Below are 22,787 nucleotides of genomic sequence, written 5' to 3' on the forward strand. Positions count from 1 at the left end.
ATTGTATGAAGATTTAATTATTGTGCTTAAAGAGTTAAATATTAATGAAGAAGCAGCAAAAATTACTGAAGCAATTCAAGATTTCCCTAAAAACATACCTAATTTGGTATTAGATACCGGGGAAACAAAGGATGTGTATCCATTAGGTTTGGCACAGGAATAACTTTATCAAAACGTGGATATTTGTTACTATACTATATGTTTTGCTGGATCCCGTGAATAAATCACGGGATGACAAAGGTGCCATGCAACAACGCCGGACAAGCCACGGTATGACACAGAGAGGAATAATAAGTCATACAACACCTGTGACGGTCACATCAAAACAGTTTCTTTAATCCTTTTTGTAGCAGCTTATTTACAGGATCTGCCTGTTGGTTTTCCGGTGGAGGGCTACTTTGTTCTTCTGTGTTTGCATCTTTTTTCTTTCTAAGACCTAAAGCATCTTTAATAATATTTTCAGGTTTTTTCTCTCCGCTTTTTAGGTCTTTAATAACACTACTAAACACATTTTTGACTAAATATGTTTGAAGAGCTTGAATATCTAGCTTATGTTGAGGATTATTTATAAATCCGTATAATTTAACGGCTATAGGCGGTAAATCCCCAATAGTAACGCTTGCACTAATATCCATCGTATATTGCGGTAAGTTAATTTGACCGCTTGCATTTGCTTGGGCAGGTGAAGCATCTAAACTACATTCATTTAAATTAAGCTTGCCTTGCGTTATATTGCCGCTTGCAATGAGATTTTTGAAAGATGTTGATCCGCCGCTAAAAGAGCTGTTAATAAGCCGTAATACTCCTTCGGTATTTTTAGCATTATGTACTGCATCTGCAATTCGGTTTAAGTCAAACCCGCTTATTTTTCCGTTATCGCTATTTACGTTAAATTGTCCGTTTAGATTATTAACATATGTATAAATGCTATTACCGCGAGAAGTAAGATCTGCTTTAAAACTTAATCGTCCATCAGTTATTTTTATTTTACCTGATTGCGGAGTTAAACTTTTGAGATAGGCATTTTTTAAATCAATTTTAATTGCAGCGTTTTGCTCTTTTCCTGAACTCATATAACCGGTGCTACTTAGTTCACCACCGTAAATGCTCGCATTAACTGAAGTAATATTCAGCGTGCCACCGTTGATATTTAATTTTGCTTTTAAATTATTTATGATTAATGAGTCGTTAGTTAGTTTATCAATATTTGCGGATAATTGTCCTTCAATTTCATTTAAAAATCCTAAGTTAATAGGATTGTTTGACCAAGGAGAATTATTTTTAGCTGTAGGTATGTTTTGAGTAGCAGGACTACTAGTTTTACTTGGAACAGTAGTAGGGCTATTACTTGCAAGAATTTTATCCAAATTAACTAAAGGACTGTATAAGTTAAGATTAAAATTTGGCTTCTGAGCTGCTAAATTAACATCACCTTTAATAGATATATTAGTATTAAAAGCGGATATTTTATTATTGATACGGAAACTATCTTTAATTTTTTGTACTTCCCCGTTTAGCTGCAATACTCCAATCTTACTTAAATTACTTACTCCCATAAGAGACATAAACGACTCAAAATTATTAATTTTTAGATTGTGTAAAATAGTTATATCTTGTGCCGGGTTTTTAACCTCAATATCTCCCGTTAGATTACTATTTGCAGCAATTAAATTAATATTTTGCAGCTTTATTGCTTGGGAATTATAAATTACATTAGAAGTAACATTCAGTTTCTGGTTAATAATAGGAGGTAATTTATCAGTCTTTAGCTTTAGAGCATCAAGTATAGGTTTTAAACTATCAGCTTGTAGCATAATATTTGTCTTATCTAGATTAGAGCTAATCTCAGTTTTAATGTTACCAGGATTTACAATAATATTTGATTTTAGATTATTTCGCTCTATATCATAATTTGCATTTGCTAGTAATTCTATATTTGGATAATTAAGTCTAGCATCTTTGATAGTTATATTTTTACTATCGGCAGTAATTGCCGTAGTTAGCTCATAGTCATTTTGTAAATCAGCCGGCATACCTAAAGTTTTAGTATTACCTTTAATATTTGCGTTACCTATAAAAGAATTATTTTTGCTATCAAATTTCCCTTCGATTTTAATTTTTTCACTGGCAAGATTAATATTAGCACTTAACGGAATTATTTTTCCTATTTCTTCAATATTTCCGTCTATATTAACCTGTTGCTCCAAAGCCTTTAAAGCTAAAGTAAAATCTATAGGACCTTTAAGGCTTTTAATTTTAGTATCTAAGTTAATATCGTTAAATATTTTCTCACTATTTTTTTCTATATATATTACTTTGCCGTCTATTATTTTAAAATGACTAATCAAAATAGGAAGCTCTAATTCACTATTAGTATTAGTAGATTCTGTAGAACTAACGTTATTTTCTTTAGGCTTATTATTAGATTTAGCAAATTGCCAATTTTTTTGTCCGTTATTCAAAACTTCTAGATTTATAATCGGTTTTTGCAGTTCTATAGAAGCTACTTCAATTGCTCCTCTAAAAAGAGGAAAAAGCTTTAATGACGCTTTAGCATTTTCAACGAAAATTAGATGAGGTTCTTTCGTGCCGTCTATTGATGATAATTTAATTTCTGATAGTGATACTGCCGGATTTGGTAATAAAGATAATTTTATATCGCCGTTAATAGTTAAATCTCTATTTGTAGCCTCTTTGACTTTGTCTATTATTACTCCTTTATAATTATTTAAAGGAATAAAGAAAGGAATAACAATTAATAACAATATTATACTGATAAATATAATAAGTGAGTATTTTAAAGTTTTAGGCATAGAGCTTAACCTTTTATTTATATACATATATTGATTATAGTATTTAAGACTTAATTGTCAAATTCATATAATTTACCCAATTAAAGATTGAAATAATTATATTTTATGTCATTCTTGTGTGGATCGGTTTTCCCGTCATTGCGAGAAAAATTACGAAGTAATTGACGAAGCAATCTCAGGAGTTAGTATTACTTTATGAGATTGCCGTGCTCTCTTCGTTCGCTCGCAATGACGACCTGGATATCCTGTTCAAACTTCTCTTTGATAATTTAAAACGACATAATCTTTAGTTATAACAGGGAAAAACTCTTTATTGAAAGGTAATAATTCGGTTGTTTGGTCTAAAAATTCTATTTCAATTATATCACCAGCACCAAAGTTAAGAATATTTTTAATTTTGCCTATTTTTTTATGATCTTGGTTTAATACCGGTAAATGATTTAAATCTGCTATATAAAATTCATCTTCTTCTAGTTTTGGTAAACTTGCTCTTAAGCAAAATAGTTTATAACCTTTTAAATTTTCAGCTTCATTTCGAGTAGCTATATCATTAAATGTACAAATTAATTCTCCTTTAGTATTTTGGCTAATTAGCTTAATATGTATATCTTCTCCTGACTCATTTACTAAATTTCTTTCAAGTATTTTTGTAGCAGGTTCGGTAAAAGATTTTAAAATTACATGACCTTTAATCCCGTGACATGATTTTATTACACCGACTAAAATTAAATTTTCTAAAGAATTCATTAATTTACCTTTAAATTTTGATAGTTATATATAATAATATATTTAAAAACTTTTTTACAGACATGATAAAAAAAATAGCTGCCGGCATCATAATTTGTTTCTCATTATTATTATTTATAATTTTTGGTGCATTATCTTTTGTTAACTATAATTCGGTTACCAATAATCTTACCAGTCATTTAGGGATTGCGAAAGAAAATATCGGCAAAATAAAGATGAATAAATTTCCTTTGCCCTATTTAATTATTGAGACGATAAAGGAAGGAGGAGAGTTAGATTTAGAGCAGATTAAAATTCATTTTTCGTTGTGGTCGCTTATAAAATTTAATCCTAAAATTAATAAAATAGACATATTAGATGCTAAATTTTATTCTAATTCTAATGTATTAAATATTTATAATCACGAAGAGTTAATAAAGAATTTCTTTAAATATAAATTACAAAATATAAATCTAAATGTTACTAATCTAAGTATTATTAATAAACAAGATTATTCTATTTTAAATTTTAATAATTGTATATTAAAAAAAGAAAATGCTTTATCGTCTAATTACATATTTAAAACTACAAGTAACTATATAGGTAAAATTTCAGGTTCAATTAATAAACATGACGATATAGTAGATTTTAGTCTTGATATTGATAATAATGATTATGGTTTTAAGCTATCGCAAATTTACAAAGATTTTAAGCTTACTAGCGGTAGCGGTGAATATCAGATTAAAAATTTAGCATCGGTAATGTATAATATATTACCGGATTTAAACCATCTTTTTAATAAATTTAATCAAAATGAGGCAGTAAACGTTAAATTTAATATTTCAAATAATGAAGATGAAATAGAGCTAAAAGACATAGTAATAGCATCCTCTTTTATTACAGGTAATGGATTCGTTAACATTGCTAAAAATGATAATATTACTACTAATGTGAAATTAGATTTTCCTAAAATAGATCTAAGTTCGTTAATTTCTCCAAATGCAGAGGTAACATTTAATACTTCTTCTTCAAATATTAGATTTATTTTTGCCGACAAATTGCTTAAAGCAGACGTAGCAATTAACGAAATAATTTTAAGTAATAATGAAGCACTAGAAAAAATAATCTTTTCTTCTAACTTATCAAAGGGTACTTTAAAGATAAATGAATTTTCAGGTAATGTTAAATCAGGCGGAGAATTTAAGCTTACAGGTGATGTGACACAGAATGCCGTTAGAAGTATGTTTGATGGACAGCTATATTTAAAACACAATGATATAAATTCGTTACTGAATATTTTAGGATTTAACGATGTTACTATTAAAGAAACTATTCCTTTTAGCTTGTCGTCGGATTTAAAACTCACTTTAATAGATTTATTTTTTAAAAATTTATTACTTAAAACGGATAATTTAAATTTATCAGGAAATTTTTCTAGTAAATTTATTGCTCAAACACCTCGTTTAGATGCTACGCTTAATATATCTTCGCTTGACTTAAGCGGTAGGACGTATCCGATAATTTCGCCTCTTATCGAATTTACAAAAAATTTAACTAAAGATATGAAAACTTTAGATTATCCAAGTAAATTTATTCCTATTAGGACAATAGGATATTTAGCTAATTTAGATATTTTAATAGATAGCGTTAAGTATAATGATCATGTATTTGACAAAATGAATTTGCTTGCTAAAATCGTACCGGCTAATATAAAAATTAGTAATTTGGATTTTAAAACCGCGGGCAGCTATTTATCAACTAGCTGGAACTTAGATGCTTCAAGTGTATTGCCGTCTTTGACCATAGAAATTAAGGACGGTAATCTTACTACTGATTTATTATCACCGGCAGGAATGCTAAATTTAAGAAATAAATTAATAAATGATTATAGTTTAGATAAAGCTATATTGCAATTTTACGGGACATTATCAACATTATCACAAAATAATTTAATATTGAAAAATGTTAAATTTTATGTAGCAAATAATAATAATCTATTACAATTTAATAATATTGAAGCAGAATTATTAGGCGGTAAGCTTCAAGGTAGCGGCAATATTTTATTAGAACCTTATTCTATAAATTTCGTATATGCTTTAAATACAATAGATTTAGATAAAGTTTCGGCTCTTATGCCTAAAATATTTACTGCAAGTAGCGGAAAAGTAAGTATAAGCGGTAGTTTAGGGACTAACGGTCACACTCTTCAAAGTCAGCTATATAACCTTACTACAAAATCACAATTTGCTATAAATAATATAGATGTTAATAATTTTGCAATTGATTCTTTTATAGCAAAAATTAATACAGCTGATTATAAAGTACAAAATCTAGATAAAGATATAAATAGTGCTATAACCACAGGACAAGAAAATATTAGAGGCATAAGCGGTGATATTGAACTACAAAAAGGTATTGCTCTTTTAAAGAAAGTAAAATTTGCAACACAATATAGTAGCGGTGCGGCCTCTTTTGCAGTTAATATATATAATTTTGATATGGACGCATCAAGTATTTTATCATTTTATGTACCGGCAAGGCTTGTTAAGTTAAATACCTCAAATACGAGTTCTGATAAAGATAGTTTGGCACAGCTTAATATAAAAATGCAAGGGAGTATTTTTGCTCCTAAGAAAACTTTTGATAGTAGTGAGCTAAAAAAATTACTTATACACCAAACAACTGAAGACAAAACTACTACAGATAACCATTAAAAAATAAAAATAAATGACTAATACTAAAACTTTAGAAGAAAATATTAGCTTTGAAGAAGCTTTAAAAGAGCTTGAGGAAATTGTTAAAAAAATAGATAACGGACAAGAGAGTCTAGAGACGGCAGTTAATAGCTTTGAAAGAGGTATTTTACTTAAGAATCATTGTGAGAAAAAACTAAAGGAAGCTCGGTTAAAAATTGAGAAAATTACTAAACTTGCTGATTCTACGGTGGTCTTAGAAGAGACTGAAGTGTAGCTCGCAAGGCATTGCCTGTCTGAATAGCTAGTCGTCATTGCGAGCAGCCGTAAGCTGTGTGAATCAATTTCACCTCTGTCATACCGTGGCTTGACCACGGTATCCAGAAAACAACTAAAAATACTAATATTATTAGTATTTTTACCTAGATCCCGTGAATAAATCACGGGATGACAACAAAAAAACCGAGCCATGCAACAAGACCAATGCCCTGTGGGAATGACATAACGTAAAAATTACAATGCTTATGGTTAATCATATAATTGACTTTATCTATACCGTTCCTAATATTGTTTTATTCATCATAATAAATATTGTTTTGATGAGTTTTTGTGCGGGATGTTTATATTTAACAAAATACATTATTCCTAATAATTTTCAAAAAGAAGAGCTTGGAAGTCTTGGCGGGTTTTTATCGGGTGTAGTCGGTAGTATGTATGCGGTATCAACCGGTTTTGTATTAATTTATTTACTCGGTAATTTTAATAAAGCTCAAGAAGGGGTGGCAGCAGAATCTATAGTGTTGATGAGGCTTGCAGATAGTGTAGGTTGGCTTCCCCATGAAATGAGACCTGCAATTTATCTAGATATTAAAAATTATATCAAAGATGTAATGCAGCGTGAATGGCAATTAATGAAAGACGGCAAGAAAATTGGTCATGAAGCTCTTATTTTCCTCCAAGATATTAATAAGCGACTACAAGCTTATAAAGCAAGCGAGCAAATGCAGCTATTTACTAAGCAGGAAATCATTGAGGAGATAAAAGAGCTTTATACCGTAAGGTATAACAGGATTAAAATGTCCTATTTTTCCTTAAATATTCAATATTGGGTAGTTGTATGTATAATGACCGCTATTAATTTAATTTTTGTCTGTATGCTTGGTACCAAGCTTTATCTACATAAGATTTCGGTTGGTTTAGTTTGTATCACTTCATCATCAATGCTTTTTTTATTATTTATCCTTGATAAACCTTTTCGTGGTCCTTTTGCCGTAAATCAATATGACCTTATTAAGGCTTTACATTATATTGAGAGATTAAATTAGCGATATCAGTAACAACATAACGCCATAATTTATCCGTGCCTTTGGTAATACCAATGCGGGTAGTAGTAGAGTAGGGTAGCTTTAAGCCGATATCGCCGACAAAAAATTCGTTATTATTGATAAGATCGCATTTATTATGAGAAATATTAATTCCAAGGTATTTGCATAATTTACCCGGACCGTTTAGATATAGATTTTCAGGTGAAATAACATGTACGCCTCGAATTAAGGTCGCAGCCGGAAAGCCTTCAGTTTCAGTTACGAAATTTAAACAATAATACATTCCGTAAATTAAATAGACATAGCTAAATCCGGCTGGACCAAACATTATATCTGTTCTTTTGGTACGCCCTCTTGCTGCATGGCAAGCAGGATCATCCTGTCCTATATAGCTTTCAGTTTCAGTAATGATAGCTGTTTTACCTTGGAAATATAAGACTTTACCGATTAACTCAGTGCTTACTATATTAGTATCTCTTGCAAAAAACTCACGAGATAATGGGATTAGATTCATTATATATAATATAGTAAAAAATTAGTGTTGAATATATAGTGTTTATATTTATGGCGTTTATCGATGTCATTCCTGCGAAAGCAGGAATCCAGCCATTAAAAAGTATAAATGCACTAAATTTAAAAATTAAAAGCTCAAATAATTTCACTTTTTTTTGGATTCCTGCTTTCGCAGGAATGACATCGAACTTCTGTATCATACAATAAATTCCCCTTATAAAACGGTTGGCATTTGATGATTCTTTTAAAGGTAAGCCACAAGCCTTTAAGTGTGCCGTGTGTTGTTATAGCTTCTTTAGCATATTCTGAACAAGTGGGATGAAAGCGGCAATTATTGCCAAGTAGCGGGGAAATGAAATATTGATAAAATCTAAGTAATAATAATAAGATTCTAGTCATTTTGAAGCTTGTCTATTAGTTTTTCCATTTTTTCTTGAGTTAGATCTTCATAATAATCATCATTGATTTGTATGACCGGTGCGTTAACGCATGCTCCTAAACATTCTATTTCGCTTAAAGTAAATTTTTGATCTTCAGTAGTTTCTTTGAGTTTTACACCTAATTTCTTTTCGCAAATTTTCATTATATCGTCACTACCACGCAGCCAGCAAGGGGTAGTAGTACATACTTGAATATGATATTTACCGACAGGCTTTAAGTTAAACATAGTATAAAATGTTGCCACCTCATAAGCTCGCATATAAGGCATTTCTAACATATTTGCGACATACTCGATAGCAGGCACGGGTAGCCAACCGCCATTTTGACGTTGTGCTAAATCAAGCAGCGGAAGTACTGCACTTCTTTTACCCTCCGGCGGATATTTTTTTATAATATCTTCTGCTAGATTTAAGTTTTTCTTATCAAATGTAAAATTTGTAATTTTTGTATTCATATACTCCTAATATTATGAATAGTGTAGTAGACGAAGTTTAATTTGGAAAAGAGCAAGGCGTTTCATATTTTTTGACCGCAGCGTACATACTAGTACGTGAGGATCAAAAAATATTAAACAACGAAGCCAATTTTTCAAATTAAACTTCGTCTACCTATCTATCTCACCAAATACTATATCAAGCGTTGCAATAATAGTAATAACATCTGCCATTAAATGACCTTTAGACATAAAATCTAGTCCTTGCAAATGAGCAAAGCCGGGTGCTTTAATACGACATCTATAAGGTCTGTTACCTCCTTGCGAGTATAAATATACACCAAACTCGCCTTTAGGAGCTTCTACTGCTTTATAAGTCTCACCGGCTGGGACGTCATATCCTTCCGTATAGAGCTTAAAATGATGAATCATTGCCTCCATAGATTTTTTCATTTTGGCTCTTGTCGGCGGTGTTAATTTAGGATCATCGGTTTTAACTGCACCTTTCGGCATTTTCTCTATACATTGCTTGATTATCTTGATTGATTCATACATTTCAAGCATACGAACAAAATATCTGTCGTAACAATCACCGTTTTTGCCGATTGGTACTTCAAAGTCCATTTCATCGTAAACGTCATAAGGGTTTGACTTGCGTAAATCCCAAGCTATGCCTGAACCTCTAAGCATCGGTCCTGAAAACCCGAAGTCCATTGCCTCTTTTTGAGACACAACGCCGATATCTACTAAACGTTGTTTCCATAACCTATTTTCATTTAGTAGACTTTCAATATCGTGAAGTTTAGGAGGAAACTGCTTTATAAACTTATCTATATCTTCAAGTAAACCATCAGGTAAATCTTCTGCAACGCCCCCAGGTCTGAAGTAGTTTGAATGCATACGAGAGCCGGAAACACGTTCGTAAAATTCCATGATTTTTTCTCGCTCTTCAAAAAGCCATAATAAAGGAGTAGTAGCACCGATATCTAAAGCTTGACTGCCAATATTCAAAGTATGGTTCAAAATTCTTGTTAGTTCTGAGAATAGTACCCTGATAAACTGAGCTCTTCGTGGGACTTCGCATTCTAATAACGACTCGACGGCTAAGGCAAACGCATGTTCTTGGCACATTGGCGAAACATAATCAAGGCGATTAAAATAAGGTATAGCCTGCAAATATGTTTTATGCTCAATAAGCTTTTCTGTACCACGATGAAGTAACCCAATATGAGGATCAGCATTATTTACTACTTCCCCGTCCATTTCAAGGATTAACCTTAAAACTCCGTGAGTTGCCGGATGCTGTGGTCCAAGATTTAGAGTTATAGTTTTGGTGTTGTTAGTCATGGTTAGTAATTATATATTGATCAAACGTCATTGCGAGAAGAATTACGTAGTAATTCGACGAAGCAATCTCAGGAGTATTATTTCATGAGATTGTCACGCAGCCTAAGGCTGCTCGCAATGACGGTTTTGATGTAATTCTATTTCTGGATTCCTGCTTTCGCAGGAATGACATCAGTTGCCTTTTCATCCCCGGGTAATACGTAAGTCGGGCTATGCCAGTGAGAGCTAAAATCAAACTCACGATATTCTATATCTAAATCGACCGGCTCATAAGCCACTTTCTTTAGATTCTCGTCATATTTAACCTGCATATAACCAGTTAACGGGAAATCTTTACGCAAAGGATGTCCCTCAAATTCGTAATCGGTTAATATGCGTCTTTTATCGTCATTGCCATCGAAATTTACCCCGTACATATCGTAAACTTCACGCTCATACCAACAAGCGGCACTAAATATATTCATAGCTGAAGGTATGTTTTCTTTTTCAGATATATATACTTTTATTATAAGACGCTTATTTAATTTTAGGCTTAGTAAGTTGTAAACTACTTCAAATCTTTTATCTCTTTCAGGAAAATCAGAGCCGAATAAATCAGTAAGTACAGTAAAACGTAATTCTTCCGATTCTTTTAAAGCTTTTAAAAACGGTAATAAAAAATTCGATTCAATTTTGTAAGCTAAATAATCCTTAACTTTAATAGGCTTTATTAAAATGCTAGATTTAGCAGCAAGCTTTTCAATGAGTTTGTCTAGCGTCATACTTAAAACCTGTAGTACGTTTAATTTTTTTCTGTAACTGCATAAGTCCGTAAATTAATGCTTCGGCAGTAGGAGGGCAGCCAGGGACATATACGTCAACCGGCACGATTCTATCACAGCCGCGTACTACCGAATAGGAAAAATGGTAATACCCGCCGCCGTTAGCACAGCTACCCATTGAGAGTACCCATTTAGGCTCAGCCATTTGATCATATACTTTACGTAGAGCCGGTGCCATTTTATTAGTAAGCGTTCCTGCGACTATCATAAGGTCGGACTGTCTTGGGCTTGGTCTAAACAGCATACCGAAGCGATCCATATCATATCTACTTGCTGCTGCCTGCATCATCTCAACAGCACAACAAGCAAGCCCAAAAGTCATAGGCCATAAAGAATTAGCTCTTGCCCAGCCTATAACATCATCAACTTTAGTTAGTAAGAACCCTCTATTAGAAAGCTCATTATTTAATAATTCGTCTTCTTGATAAAAGTTATTTTTCATATTATTATCTCTTGTTATAACTCAACTTTCCAAATCTATAAGAATTAGGTATACGAAGATCAACTTGGAAAAGAGCAAGGAGCTTTGAAGCTTTTGACCGCAGCGTAGATAAACTACGTGAGGATCAAAAGCAAAAAGCGACGCCGCCAATTTTTCAAGTTCATCGAGTATACTACCAGTCTAAAGCTCCTTTCTTCCATTCATATATGAACCCGATAGTAAGTACGAATAAGAAAAATATCATTGAGAAAAAGCCTATTTTACCTATCATATTAAGGCTAATAGCCCAAGGCACTAAAAATGCGATTTCAAGGTCAAAGATAATAAATAAAATAGCAACTAAGTAAAAACGTATGTCAAATTTTGACCTTGCATCACTAAAAGGTGCAAAACCACACTCATAAGGCTCTAGTTTATCTTTATTATATTTCTTTGTTGCTAATAGGTTAGGTAGAATCATTATTAAACCGGAAACCAATACCGCAATACCGAAAAATATAGCAATCGGTAGATATTCTTGTAAAAGCTCTGAGTTTTGTAGCATATGTTTTTATTGTTTGTTATGTACTGTCATACCGTGGCTTGTCCACGGTATCCAGTCTTTTAATTTTTTTCTGGATCCCGTGGACAAGCCACGGGATGACCATACTCTATATTTACCTCAAATAGCATCAATTATCAACGACAATATCAGGTTTAACTAGTAACTTCATTAAAACTAGTACCCAAATACCGCTTGATATCCACCATATTTGCCAAATATTATATGAAATCATGCCGATAATATAGTAATTTATGAAGCATGAATAAGAAGCTGCTCTAAAATTAGAACTCTTTATATTATCGATTTGTTTGAGATATTTATAAACTAAGCATAAAAATAATATTAAACCTATTATACCAAGTTCAAGAGTAATTTGTAATATATTATTATGAGGGTGTAGCGGCAAAGGATGCCATTTTTCTCCGTTGTAATTGATCATTTCACTATTATTGACTTTGATATATTTAGAAGAAGCAAAGCCATAGCCTAAAATCGGTTTTAGAGTGATTTTATTTGCAACAAAATGCCAAATAAATAAACGATGAGCAGCGGAAGGTTGTGTAGCTAAATATTTTTCAGATAAATCTCGTGGTTCTATTTGTTTAGCTATAACAGGAAATAGTAACGAGCCGGTAATTAAACTTATTGCAATTAATTTGAAAAATATCGGCTTTATAAACCTTGCTAAAATAAATATTACTCCGCCTATACTAAAGCCTAAAAAACTTGCTAAACTATCGGAAATACTTAATAAATAAAGTACTAATATATATAGCATTAATGCGTGTCTTCTTCTGCCGTTAGAGAGTAAAATGATAATCGCTACCCAAGCAGTAATTGAAAGTAAAGCACAGCCCCTATCTAGCATATATAAGCCAAAATTAGCTTTGAATATTCTTGTTAGAAATCCATGAGAAGAATATTCGATGAAGAATAATAATATTGCTGTGAGAATTCCGAGTATTAAGGCTTTTTTGAGCTGCAAGCGATTCTCGAAAGGAGCAGAATTACTAACTGCAAAGCTAAGAGATAAGAGTATGAAAACTTGAGCAAAACTAGCTAAGCTATTAATAGGATGAATTGCGAATAAACAAGATATAAAGCACCAAGCGATGAATGACATTGTCATACCGTGGCTTGTCCACGGTATCCAGTTAAAAATATTAGTATGTTTAATTGTATTTTTGGATACCGTGGACAAGCCACGGTATGACATACCCAGCAAAAAAATTGTAACGGTAGCTGCAACTGATAAACCAGAAACCATTCCAAGGCTTGGAATTAAAAACATTAAGCTAGTGATTAAGTACTGCATCTAAAAACAATCTTTAGCAAAAATTTCGTAGATTGGGTGTTCAAATGTTGAAAGTGAAATGCTTGAAGAAATCATCCATCCTTGAAAGAGTAAATTAGGATCTTCGTCTATTTTATATTCCGTTATGGTCATCAACAAATAATTATCTTCATTATACGGATCAAGGTTTTTTATACATTTATGCAATTTGATTTTTATATTACCGAAATATTTCTCTTCCCCGACTTTAAAATTAATTTCTTCAGAAGTGGCAGTAATTTTATTTAGAGCAATAATTTTACCGTTTGTATAGCTCTTAAACTCGGAACTATCATTAATATTATCGTTTGGATTTAAAATAGGATGATTTTCATCAAGAGGGATAAATACGTCATTTTCAGTATCTTCAGTTGTAGTAACCGACTCTAAATTTTCTGCAAATATAGAAGAGTAAGCACATATGATCGTGATAAAAACAATTCGTAGTAACTTCATAAATAAACATATTATTTTTCAAAATTATATACTATAGGGGATTAATGGCAATGATAATTTATGATATATGTCATACCGTGGCTTGACCACAGTATCCAGTCTTTTTTTTTATTGTTTTTATGGACCCCCTGGTTAAGCCACGGGGTGACAGCGGGTTCAGTATGATATAATAACATGATCCACTCTAAAGAACTCTTAAATTCTATTTTACTACAGGATTTTCATAGCTTTATCATTAAGGTATTTAATACTATTAATCCGGGAGCGGAGTATTACTCAAGTAAACATATAAGAATAATTACCGATTATTTAAATGCCGTGCAAAGCGGTGATATTAATCGTTTAATAATCAATATACCGCCAAGGAGCTTAAAATCTATTTGTGTTAGTGTTGCTTGGCCTGCTTATCTACTTGGGGTTAAACCTACCAAAAGGATTATGACTGCCAGCTATTCTCAAATACTTAGCATTAAACACTCGCTAGATTGTCGGTTTATTTTAAATTCCGATTGGTATAAGGAACTTTTCCCGAATACTATCCTTAGTAAAACCCATAATCAAAAAAGTAAGTTTCTAACGACTGCTAACGGCTTTAGATTTGCAACATCGGTTGGAGGATCGGCAACAGGTGAGGGCGGTGATATCTTAATTATCGATGATCCTCATAATCCTAAGCAAATTCATTCTTATAAAATACGTAAGAAAGTTATAGATTGGTTTGAGCAAACTTTTGTTAGCAGACTAAATAATCGTAATAAGGGAGCGATAGTTCTAGTTATGCAGCGTCTTCATACTGATGATTTATCCGGTTATCTACTTAATAGTAGCAATTCATGGCATCATTTAAAAATTCCGGCTATTAGCATTCAAGATTACTCCTTTAAATTAATGAATAAAGAATATCAATACCTTAGCGGTGAGATTTTAGATAACTATAAAGAACCTCCTGATTGCTTAGCAAAGTTAGAGCAGGAAATAGGTAGCTATAATTATAATGCTCAATATTTACAAGAACCTATAGCTAGGGGGTCATCTTTGCTTAATATGGAGGATATTAGCTTTTATGAAACTCTACCTGAGAAGTTTGATTATTTTATTCAAAGCTGGGATACGGCAATTAAAATTTCTGAAGATTCCGATTATAGTGTTTGTACTATATGGGGGATTCTTGAGCAGAAATATTATCTAGTATCATTAGTACGGAAAAAAATTAATTATCCTGAGCTTAAAAATATAACGGAAAAATTGGCTAGAGAATATCAGCCAAAATTTATATTAATCGAGGATAAAGCAAGCGGTCAACAATTGATTCAAGATATAGGATTTTTAGGCGATAATATTAGAGTGATAGGGATTAAGCCAAGATTTGATAAAGTTACAAGATTCGCTTCAGTAGTTCCTTTATTTCAATCAGCTAGTGTTTTAATACCCAAACAATCAAGCATAATTTTAAAGGAATTACTGAATTTTCCTCATATTAAAAATGATGATATAGTGGATTCCGTTAGCCAGTTCCTGAATTTTATGAAGGATAAATTGTTTAAATATCCTGCAAGGATTAGGAGTTTAGTATAAAAATAGTTGCTTTTTCGGATGGATGTTGGTAGTATCTATGTCATTCCCGCGAAAGCGGGAATCCAGAAAAAATACAATTATCCGTTTATGGATTCCTGCTTTTAGCTAGGAATGACATAGGATCGTGGTATGACACTGATTCGGCTGGGTAGCAAAGTGGTAATGCCGTGGACTGCAAATCCTCTATTCGTCGGTTCGATTCCGACCCTGGCCTCCATTATAGAAATTAAAAAATCTTATGGAATTTATTTCGCAATTCCTAGAAATGCTTTTAGCCGAGCGAGCATTATCAAAAAATTCTATACTTAGCTATAAGCGTGACCTATTCGATTTTCAAAACTATCTTGCTAAACAAAGATTATCCGAATTAAATATTACTACAGAGAATGTTAGAGATTGGATTGAGTATCTAGCAAGTAATGATTTACAAGCTCGTTCAATTAACCGAAAAATATCGACTATAAAAAGCTATTATGAATTTTTAATTAGCGAAAATCATACTGCCTTTACTCCGGTTCTTAACGTAGATTTACCGAAATACCAAAATAAACTTCCTGAAATATTGTCTATAGATCAAATTAAATCTCTACTTGAATATTGTTCTCAAGATAATTCTCCTGAAGGTATCCGGCTTAATGCGATGATTCATTTGCTTTATGCTAGCGGTCTTAGAGTCTCAGAACTTGTTAGTCTTAAGCTTGCTGATATTTTAGCTAATAAAATGTCGGGCAAAGTGAAGAAAGTATTTTCTGTGCTTGGTAAAGGCAATAAAGAAAGAGTCATAGTAATAAATGAACAGGCAGTTATCTCTATTGCTAAATATCTTGCAATTAGAGATGTTTTTGTGAATAAAGCTAAACCAAAAAATCTAATTTATTTATTTCCCTCATCAGCTTTAGCCGGTTATATGACTAGGCAAAATTTTGCAATTCTGTTAAAATCTGCTGCTCTTTATGCCAATCTTAACCCTGAACATATTTCTCCTCATATATTACGCCACAGCTTTGCAAGTCATTTGCTTGAGGGCGGAGCAGACTTAAGAGTAATTCAAGAGCTACTCGGTCATGCTGATATATCAACTACCCAAATATATACTCATCTTCAAACTAATCATCTAAAAAAAGCATTATTGCATCACCCTCTTAACAAAAATTAATTTATCTTAATCTTTTATAAAGTGCTTGTTAATATTTTTTAACTAAATATAATACGCCTTTTTAATTTAAGGAATAAATTATATGAAGCTAAAAGAAATTATGCTCTCTTGTATTAGTAAACCTAGAGAAATTGAAGAAAAATATCCTAGATTAGCTCAAAAGAAAGAATCAGGATTCAATGTTTATTCCGGGTTAGGTCAAAGAAACTTAGAAAGAGAAGAATTATGTGATGAAGCATCACATAATTTAGCAAATTTAGTTATCAAAGAAATAGATAACGAAAATTTTGATTTTGGGATTTTACAAAAGATGCAGCAGGCTTTTAGCATTGCAAGTAAGCAAAAACAAAGAAAAGCTTTTATAAGTTTTTTAGATAAAGAGCTTAATAAAGAGCAGTTACATAAACTCAGTCAAGCAATAATGGAAAATGCAGATGAATTAATGCCGGATGATGATCCTAATTTCGTTTGTCGTACTCCTAATAATAAAGTTTTTCAAGAAATATTATTGTTGGAAGCAGAAAGAAACAATTTTGCTGTAGAAGTTGATAAAAAAGGAACTTTAAAAATTAACTTTCCTAGCAAGATACTTGAACTTTACAAGTTATTAGTAGATAATTTTTATTTGAAAAACTTTGAAAAAGAGAAATTGCAGAAAAAATTATATCAGGAATTGTTCCCTGATTGTCAAATTCCTTTTGAAGAACTAATTGAAAAAGAGAAATTGCAGAAAAAATTATATCAAGAATTGTTCCCTGATTGTCAAATTCCTTTTGAAGAATTAATTGAAGAAGTAAGTTTTTTTGAAAATTTTATTGAATGCTTAAAAGAATTTTATATTAAAAATAGCTTAGCACAAAGCATAATGTTTTTACTTGTGAGTGAATATATTAGAGAAAGTAGTGTAAGTGAAGAATTACTTGAATTAGATATATTTAAAAAATTATTTGAAGAAAAAATGTCATTATATGGAACTTCTGATGATTTTAAATTATCCGTTGTTCAGCGTGTTTTAAATGATAAAAACGGTGTTTATATTAGCAATTTAACATCTTCAAATATATTAGAGCTAGTAAATCATAGTCAACCAGATGGTGAGATAGTATCAATAGAAATTCTAGGAAATAGCGAAAGTCCAGTATGACTTTCTAGATACTGTCTTAAAGTTTTGATTATAAATATAGTAAAAACCTCTAGAAATTAATTTAATCTATCATTAATATTTAAATAATTATAAGTTAGATTAATATTAAATATGGCTACAAAAAATAAAAAAGAAACAGTGAATACTGAAACAAAAAATTTAGCAAATTTAGTTATCAAAGAAATAGGTAACGAAAATTTTGATTTTGATGTTTTGCAAAAGATGCAGCAAGCTTTTAGTACTGCAAGTAAGCAAAAACAAAGGGAAGCTTTTATAAGTTTTTTAGATAAAAAGCTTAATAAGGAGCAGTTACATAAGCTCAATCAAGCAATAATGGAAAATGCAAATGAATTAATGCCGGATAATGATCCTAATTTTGTTTGTCGTACTCCTAATAATAAAGTTTTTCAAGGAATATTATTGTTGGAAGCAAAACGCTCAGGTATGAAAGCAAAATTTAATGATAAAGGAGAATTACAATCTCTTGATGTAAAAGATATAACCCAGGAAATATTAGATCACTATCGTATTTTACAAGAAAAATTTTATCCTAAAAGAAACTCTAAAGATTTAGTAGATAGTAGAATAGCTCAAAGTATTAATTTTTTATTATATGCTCCACTTTTTCGAGAATCAGAAATATATGAGAAAATATATAAAAAATCACCGGAAGAAGCATTGAAAATAGAAGGAGGAATAGCTGCTCCTAACGGTAAGTATGTTAAACAATTAGTAGATGCTAAAATAGGAACTAATATACATTTTAATCCCAAAGAAAATTTAGAAAATAAAGCAAATGAAGGAAAAGAGACTAAGATATCTTCAATAATTGAAAAAGCAATAACAAAACTTGAGAAAGACAAAAAAGTAAGTATTGAAGATAAGAGACGAGAAGAAATAAAAAAGCATTTATCTAAATCCTTAGAAGGAGCTTCTGATTATATATTAACCTTCAAAAAAAATGATTTAGTAGATATAATACATCAAGAATTAGATAAAAGACAAACTTGGTGGTCAAAGATTGTTAATTATATAAGTATAAAATCATATTCCATTTCTAAAGAAAATCTTGAGAAAATAGGAAAAATAGTAAATAGTGAAATTAAAAATTCTCATACTCCTTTAAAGGTAGAAGTACAAGAACAGTTAAAACAAATCTCAAAAGAGTTAAATAGATTAAATAATCCGGCATTGCCGTCAGAAGCTAAAAAGGTTCAGGCAAAATCCAAAAAACCGCCTGTTCCTCCAAAACCCGAACACCTCAAAAAAAGAAATCATGGATTATAATGTCATTCCTAGCTAAAAGCGGGAATCCAAGGCTTTGGGATGTCATCCCGTGGCTTGACCACGGGATGCAGTTAAAAATACTAAAATTATTAGTATTTTTTATTGTTTTTATGGACCTAGTTAGCAAGCCACGGGGTGACACATTGGATTTTACTGGTCCACGCAACAACGTCATGCAGGAATGATATCGAACACGTTTAATGATCTATGCAATAATAATTTATACTTTATTACTTCCCATAATATTGTAGCCGCAATCTACATAATGAATTTCACCGGTAACACCTTTAGATAAATTACTAAATAAATATACTGCTGCTCCTCCTACATCTTCTTGGGTAGTATTACGTTTTAATGGTGCGGTTGCAGCGTGAGATTTAAGCATAGTACTAAAATCACCTATTGCACTAGATGCTAGAGTTTTGATAGGTCCTGCCGAAATAGCGTTTACTCTAATATTATTTTCTCCCAAATCGTTTGCTAGATATTTTACACTAGCCTCAAGTGCAGCTTTAGAAATCCCCATTACATTATAATTAGGTATAACTTTTTCAGCACCGTAGTAAGTTAACGTCACAATGCTTCCGCCGTCATGCATTAAGGCTTCTGCGGACCTTGAGAGTTCTAAAAGAGAGTAACATGATATATGTAAAGAATTATGAAAATTTTCTAAGCTAGTATCAACATAACGTCCTTTTAATTCATTTTTATCGGCAAAAGCCATACCGTGAAGTAAGAAATCGAAGCTACCCCATTTCTCTTTTATATCATCAAATAAATTACTAATTGATTTTGGATTCGTAACATCAAGTTCGCTAACAAAATTACAACCTATTTCCTCAGCGAGTGGTTTAACTCGTTTTTCTAGTACTTCCGATTGATAAGTAAACCATAGCTCTGCTCCGTGTTTTTTAGCAAGCTGTGCAATCGCCCACGATATTGACATATTATTTGCAATGCCTGTAATTAAGCCTTTTTTTCCTTGTAGTAATCCTGTAGTCATTTATTTACTCATTATATTAAAACTTGCTGAAATGATAGCATGATGTATTATTTTGTAAACAAATAATCGATAAAAATGTATAAACCTAAAATCATATGTTTACTGCTAGGGATGTTAAGCGGTTTAGTTTTTGCTCCGACTTTTTTTATACCGGCATTATTAACGTTATCTTACTTATGTTATATAGTTCAAAAATCCGAAAATTGGCAAGAAGCCGCAAAATTTGGTTATTTATTTGGTTTGGGGCATTTTTTAAGTGGAATATATTGGATAAGTATCGGTGTTAGCGTTTATATTGCGGATTTTTGGTGGGCAATTCCTTTTGCGTTATTTGGGCTACCTATAGTTTTAGCTTTCTTTATATCAGCAAGCTGCATGCTTAGTTTTTTTGCTAAAAATAATAAATATTACCAATTTATATTCTGTTTATATTGGGTATTATTTGAGTGGATACGTTCATGGATTTTTACCGGTCTTCCTTGGAATTTGATTGGCTATGCTTTCTCGTTTTCAGATATTTTAATACAGCCTTTAAGTATAATAGGGATATATGGACTTAGTTTTATAGTTATATATATTTCTACATCAGCTTATCCTTTATTTAGCAAGCAATTTACTCAGTTAAAAATATTACTAGCTAGTTCAGCCTTAATATTAACCGTAATTGTCATTTACGGAGCAGTAAGGCTAAGTAATAACCCTACAAATTTCACTGATATAAAAGTACGATTAGTGCAGCCTTCAATACCTCAAACCGAAAAATGGAATGAAGAAGAATTTTGGCATAATTTAATGCTACATATTAATTTATCGGAAAATTCGGAACCCACAGATTTAATTATTTGGTCTGAAGCAGCATTAGTAGTACCTGATGATATACCGCAAGTTAAATCAGAATTATTAAAAATGCTAAATTCTACAAATGCTATTTTGATAACAGGAGGGATCTCGGATAATAAAAAACAAGGTGATGAATTTGAACTTTACTCAGCTATGTATGCTCTTGATAAAAATGATCATAAATTATTTGAATATCATAAATCACATTTAGTACCTTTTGGTGAGTATATGCCTCTTAAAAAGATACTACCGTTTAAAAAATTAACTCACGGTTTAATTGATTATAAAGAAGGAGACGGAGGCCTTGTTTATCTTGAAAAATATAATCTTAAAATTAAACCTTTAATTTGTTATGAATCTATTTTTCCTGATTTTGTAAGGACGAATAATGAAATAGCCGATGTAATAATTAATATTACAAATGATGCGTGGTATGGTAAATCAAGCGGTCCATATCAGCATTTTCATATTAGTAGAAGTAGAGCCGTAGAGAACGGCTTACCTATGATTAGAGTAGCAAATAACGGTATTTCAGCTATAGTAGATCCTTTTGGTAGAACAATAAAAAAACTAAATCTAAATGAAATAAATTATACTCAAGGTTTAATTCCTAAAAAACTAACCTCTCCTACTATATTCTCGCAATTTGGTAATTTTACTATTCTATTACTCATCGTTTTTATACTTTTAATTAATTATTTATTAGCCTTGATTCCTGATAACTAAAGGGTTTTAGTATTATTATATTAAATTTTTAATAAAGTTGCTTGATTAAATATAAAGTAATATATATACTACATTTAAAGTTGAATAGACTTTATTAATAATTAATTTTTAATAATTAAAGCTTATTGTTAAAATGAATGATTCAATAAAACATCCGGACAAACTCGCAAGTGAACGTTTAAAAGAACGACGTCTTGCTGTAGGTATTAGCCAAAAAGAATTAGGGCAAGCTTTAGATATTAGTGCTCTCCAAGTTAAAAAATATGAAGAAGGTTTAAGTAATATACCTATAAGTAGGTTATATGTTTTTGCAAAAGTTTTAAATACGCCTTTAAAGTATTTCTTTAATAGTTCTGAAGAAGAAAAGTTAAAAACTGACGATAAAAATACTTCTAATAATAAAATTGAATATCTATTCAAAGAAATAGAAAGTGATTTCTTAAATAATATTGCTGAAGAAGAAGGGCAATATGAAAATGATGTCTCTTTTGATTATAAAGAATTATCAAGGACTATGGAAAGAGAACTTTTATCTTTAACTAGAGCATTTACTAGAGTACAAAATCCAAATATTAGAAAAATAATAATTGAACTTGTTAGATCAGTATCGATATCTTGTGAATAATATTTAAATTTTCATTGACTTAGCATTACCAAAGCATTAATTTTTTTTAAAATTAATGATTATTATGATACCGGTTTAACAGGTGAAGAGCCACTAGTAAGCTGGACTGCAGGTCAAGATGTTCTATCGCAATTAATAGGGCAAACGGTATTAGAACAAACAGAAAATACATAGTTTAAGAAATGAATTTCTTTTTCATTTTGCAAGCCTTGCTGTATAAGTACTGAATCGTCATTGCGAGCGGGCATTGCCTGCGTGGATATTTGAACCGTCATTGCGAGGAGCGAAGCGACGTGATAATCCAGAAAAAATAATAAAAAAATTCTGTAAATCAGAATTTTTAACTGGATTGCTTCGTCAATTACTTCATAATTTCCTCGCAATGACGGGAAAACCAGGCCATGCAACAATGCCTTGCGAGGAGCGGAAAATCCGTTCGGTGTCATACCGTGGCTTGACCACGGTATCCAGTTAAAAATACTAAAATTATTAGTATTTGTTTATTATTTTTATGGTCCCCGTGGTCAAGCGAACTAGGTGACAC

Annotated in this window: 23 protein-coding genes, 1 tRNA gene and 3 pseudogenes; 15 read left to right on the forward strand and 12 right to left on the reverse strand. The window is 31.4% G+C overall.

The features are described from left to right. Position 1: 1 nt before the first annotated feature. Positions 2-163, forward strand: a complete 162-nt coding sequence (locus H6P87_RS02520; RefSeq protein WP_246438051.1) for a hypothetical protein — start codon at positions 2-4, stop codon at positions 161-163. Between the two features lie 157 nt (positions 164-320). Here H6P87_RS02520 and H6P87_RS02525 read toward each other — a convergent pair whose 3' ends face one another. Then, the gene (locus tag H6P87_RS02525; protein WP_202069903.1) at positions 321-2,813 is read right to left on the reverse strand and encodes an AsmA family protein; all 2,493 of its coding nucleotides are present in this window, start codon (positions 2,811-2,813) and stop codon (positions 321-323) included. A 249-nt stretch (positions 2,814-3,062) separates the two neighbouring features. Continuing rightward, the gene (rimM, locus tag H6P87_RS02530; RefSeq protein WP_202069904.1) at positions 3,063-3,560 is read right to left on the reverse strand and encodes a ribosome maturation factor RimM; all 498 of its coding nucleotides are present in this window, start codon (positions 3,558-3,560) and stop codon (positions 3,063-3,065) included. 62 nt (positions 3,561-3,622) lie between these two features. Here rimM and H6P87_RS02535 point away from each other — a divergent pair, with 62 nt between their 5' ends. The 4 genes and pseudogenes from H6P87_RS02535 to H6P87_RS02545 all read left to right on the forward strand — a co-directional run bounded on the left by H6P87_RS02535 (position 3,623) and on the right by H6P87_RS02545 (position 7,557). Beyond that, the gene (locus tag H6P87_RS02535) at positions 3,623-6,253 is read left to right on the forward strand and encodes an AsmA-like C-terminal region-containing protein (protein WP_202069905.1); all 2,631 of its coding nucleotides are present in this window, start codon (positions 3,623-3,625) and stop codon (positions 6,251-6,253) included. Between the two features lie 13 nt (positions 6,254-6,266). Then, on the forward strand, positions 6,267-6,509 hold the full coding sequence (locus H6P87_RS02540; protein WP_008580037.1) for an exodeoxyribonuclease VII small subunit: 243 nt from the start codon (positions 6,267-6,269) through the stop codon (positions 6,507-6,509). Positions 6,510-6,571: 62 nt separating this feature from the next. Beyond that, positions 6,572-6,652 (forward strand): annotated as a pseudogene (locus H6P87_RS07495) (permease); the annotation flags it as partial. A 179-nt stretch (positions 6,653-6,831) separates the two neighbouring features. Continuing rightward, a complete protein-coding gene (locus tag H6P87_RS02545) occupies positions 6,832-7,557 on the forward strand; it encodes a bestrophin-like domain (RefSeq protein WP_202070078.1) in 726 nt (241 codons plus the stop codon). Here H6P87_RS02545 and H6P87_RS02550 read toward each other — a convergent pair. The 9 genes from H6P87_RS02550 to H6P87_RS02595 form a co-directional block, all read right to left on the reverse strand. Beyond that, positions 7,523-8,071, reverse strand: coding sequence for a DNA-3-methyladenine glycosylase (locus H6P87_RS02550; protein WP_202069907.1), 549 nt, complete (start codon positions 8,069-8,071; stop codon positions 7,523-7,525). The two genes, H6P87_RS02545 and H6P87_RS02550, sit on opposite strands and share 35 nt — an antisense overlap. A 134-nt stretch (positions 8,072-8,205) precedes the next feature. Further along, on the reverse strand, positions 8,206-8,469 hold the full coding sequence (yidD, locus tag H6P87_RS02555) for a membrane protein insertion efficiency factor YidD (RefSeq protein ID WP_202069908.1): 264 nt from the start codon (positions 8,467-8,469) through the stop codon (positions 8,206-8,208). After that, positions 8,462-8,965: an NADH-quinone oxidoreductase subunit NuoE gene (nuoE, locus tag H6P87_RS02560; protein WP_202069909.1), complete on the reverse strand. Its 504-nt coding sequence runs from the start codon at positions 8,963-8,965 to the stop codon at positions 8,462-8,464. The genes yidD and nuoE overlap by 8 nt, the downstream gene beginning before the upstream one ends. 150 nt (positions 8,966-9,115) lie before the next feature. Then, positions 9,116-10,291: an NADH dehydrogenase (quinone) subunit D gene (gene nuoD, locus H6P87_RS02565; protein WP_202069910.1), complete on the reverse strand. Its 1,176-nt coding sequence runs from the start codon at positions 10,289-10,291 to the stop codon at positions 9,116-9,118. Positions 10,292-10,428: 137 nt separating this feature from the next. Then, on the reverse strand, positions 10,429-11,052 hold the full coding sequence (locus H6P87_RS02570; protein ID WP_202069911.1) for an NADH-quinone oxidoreductase subunit C: 624 nt from the start codon (positions 11,050-11,052) through the stop codon (positions 10,429-10,431). Then, complete coding sequence (locus tag H6P87_RS02575; protein ID WP_202069912.1) at positions 11,030-11,554, reverse strand: NuoB/complex I 20 kDa subunit family protein; 525 nt, start codon at positions 11,552-11,554, stop codon at positions 11,030-11,032. Before H6P87_RS02575 ends, H6P87_RS02570 begins: the two co-directional genes overlap by 23 nt. Positions 11,555-11,726: 172 nt before the next feature. Further along, positions 11,727-12,098: an NADH-quinone oxidoreductase subunit A gene (locus tag H6P87_RS02580; protein WP_202069913.1), complete on the reverse strand. Its 372-nt coding sequence runs from the start codon at positions 12,096-12,098 to the stop codon at positions 11,727-11,729. A gap of 127 nt (positions 12,099-12,225) precedes the next feature. Beyond that, positions 12,226-13,413, reverse strand: a complete 1,188-nt coding sequence (locus H6P87_RS07280; protein ID WP_202069915.1) for an O-antigen ligase family protein — start codon at positions 13,411-13,413, stop codon at positions 12,226-12,228. Beyond that, positions 13,414-13,887, reverse strand: a complete 474-nt coding sequence (locus H6P87_RS02595; RefSeq protein ID WP_202069916.1) for a DUF2155 domain-containing protein — start codon at positions 13,885-13,887, stop codon at positions 13,414-13,416. Positions 13,888-14,061: 174 nt separating this feature from the next. Here H6P87_RS02595 and terL point away from each other — a divergent pair, with 174 nt between their 5' ends. The 6 genes from terL (at position 14,062) to H6P87_RS02625 (ending at position 19,234) form a co-directional block, all read left to right on the forward strand. Beyond that, the gene (gene terL / locus H6P87_RS02600) at positions 14,062-15,462 is read left to right on the forward strand and encodes a phage terminase large subunit (protein WP_246438060.1); all 1,401 of its coding nucleotides are present in this window, start codon (positions 14,062-14,064) and stop codon (positions 15,460-15,462) included. A gap of 142 nt (positions 15,463-15,604) precedes the next feature. Next, a tRNA-Cys gene (locus H6P87_RS02605) sits at positions 15,605-15,679 on the forward strand. A 21-nt stretch (positions 15,680-15,700) separates the two neighbouring features. After that, positions 15,701-16,618: a site-specific tyrosine recombinase XerD gene (locus tag H6P87_RS02610; RefSeq protein ID WP_202069917.1), complete on the forward strand. Its 918-nt coding sequence runs from the start codon at positions 15,701-15,703 to the stop codon at positions 16,616-16,618. Between the two features lie 82 nt (positions 16,619-16,700). After that, entirely contained in the window at positions 16,701-17,762 is a 1,062-nt protein-coding gene (locus H6P87_RS02615; protein ID WP_202069918.1) for a DUF5410 family protein, read from the forward strand. Between the two features lie 111 nt (positions 17,763-17,873). Then, a complete protein-coding gene (locus H6P87_RS02620; RefSeq protein WP_202069919.1) occupies positions 17,874-19,049 on the forward strand; it encodes a DUF5410 domain-containing protein in 1,176 nt (391 codons plus the stop codon). Then, positions 19,049-19,234 carry a hypothetical protein gene (locus tag H6P87_RS02625; RefSeq protein WP_202069920.1) on the forward strand — a complete coding sequence of 62 codons (186 nt, stop codon included), beginning with the start codon at positions 19,049-19,051 and terminating at the stop codon, positions 19,232-19,234. Before H6P87_RS02620 ends, H6P87_RS02625 begins: the two co-directional genes overlap by 1 nt. A 35-nt stretch (positions 19,235-19,269) precedes the next feature. Here H6P87_RS02625 and fabI read toward each other — a convergent pair whose 3' ends face one another. After that, positions 19,270-20,052 (reverse strand): enoyl-ACP reductase FabI, encoded by a 783-nt coding sequence (gene fabI / locus H6P87_RS02630; RefSeq protein WP_202069921.1) that lies wholly within the window; start codon positions 20,050-20,052, stop codon positions 19,270-19,272. Between the two features lie 75 nt (positions 20,053-20,127). Between fabI and lnt the strand changes: the two genes are divergently transcribed. The 4 genes and pseudogenes from lnt to H6P87_RS07500 all read left to right on the forward strand — a co-directional run. Then, complete coding sequence (lnt, locus tag H6P87_RS02635; RefSeq protein ID WP_202069922.1) at positions 20,128-21,618, forward strand: apolipoprotein N-acyltransferase; 1,491 nt, start codon at positions 20,128-20,130, stop codon at positions 21,616-21,618. 133 nt (positions 21,619-21,751) lie between these two features. Continuing rightward, positions 21,752-22,243, forward strand: coding sequence for a helix-turn-helix domain-containing protein (locus H6P87_RS02640; RefSeq protein ID WP_202069923.1), 492 nt, complete (start codon positions 21,752-21,754; stop codon positions 22,241-22,243). Between the two features lie 54 nt (positions 22,244-22,297). After that, positions 22,298-22,417 (forward strand): annotated as a pseudogene (locus H6P87_RS02645) (negative regulator of beta-lactamase); the annotation flags it as partial. A gap of 49 nt (positions 22,418-22,466) precedes the next feature. Continuing rightward, positions 22,467-22,639 (forward strand): annotated as a pseudogene (locus tag H6P87_RS07500) (zinc ABC transporter substrate-binding protein); the annotation flags it as partial. Positions 22,640-22,787 lie beyond the last annotated feature (148 nt).

This window comes from Rickettsia tillamookensis (assembly GCF_016743795.2).
Classification (GTDB): Bacteria; Pseudomonadota; Alphaproteobacteria; order Rickettsiales; family Rickettsiaceae; genus Rickettsia; species Rickettsia tillamookensis.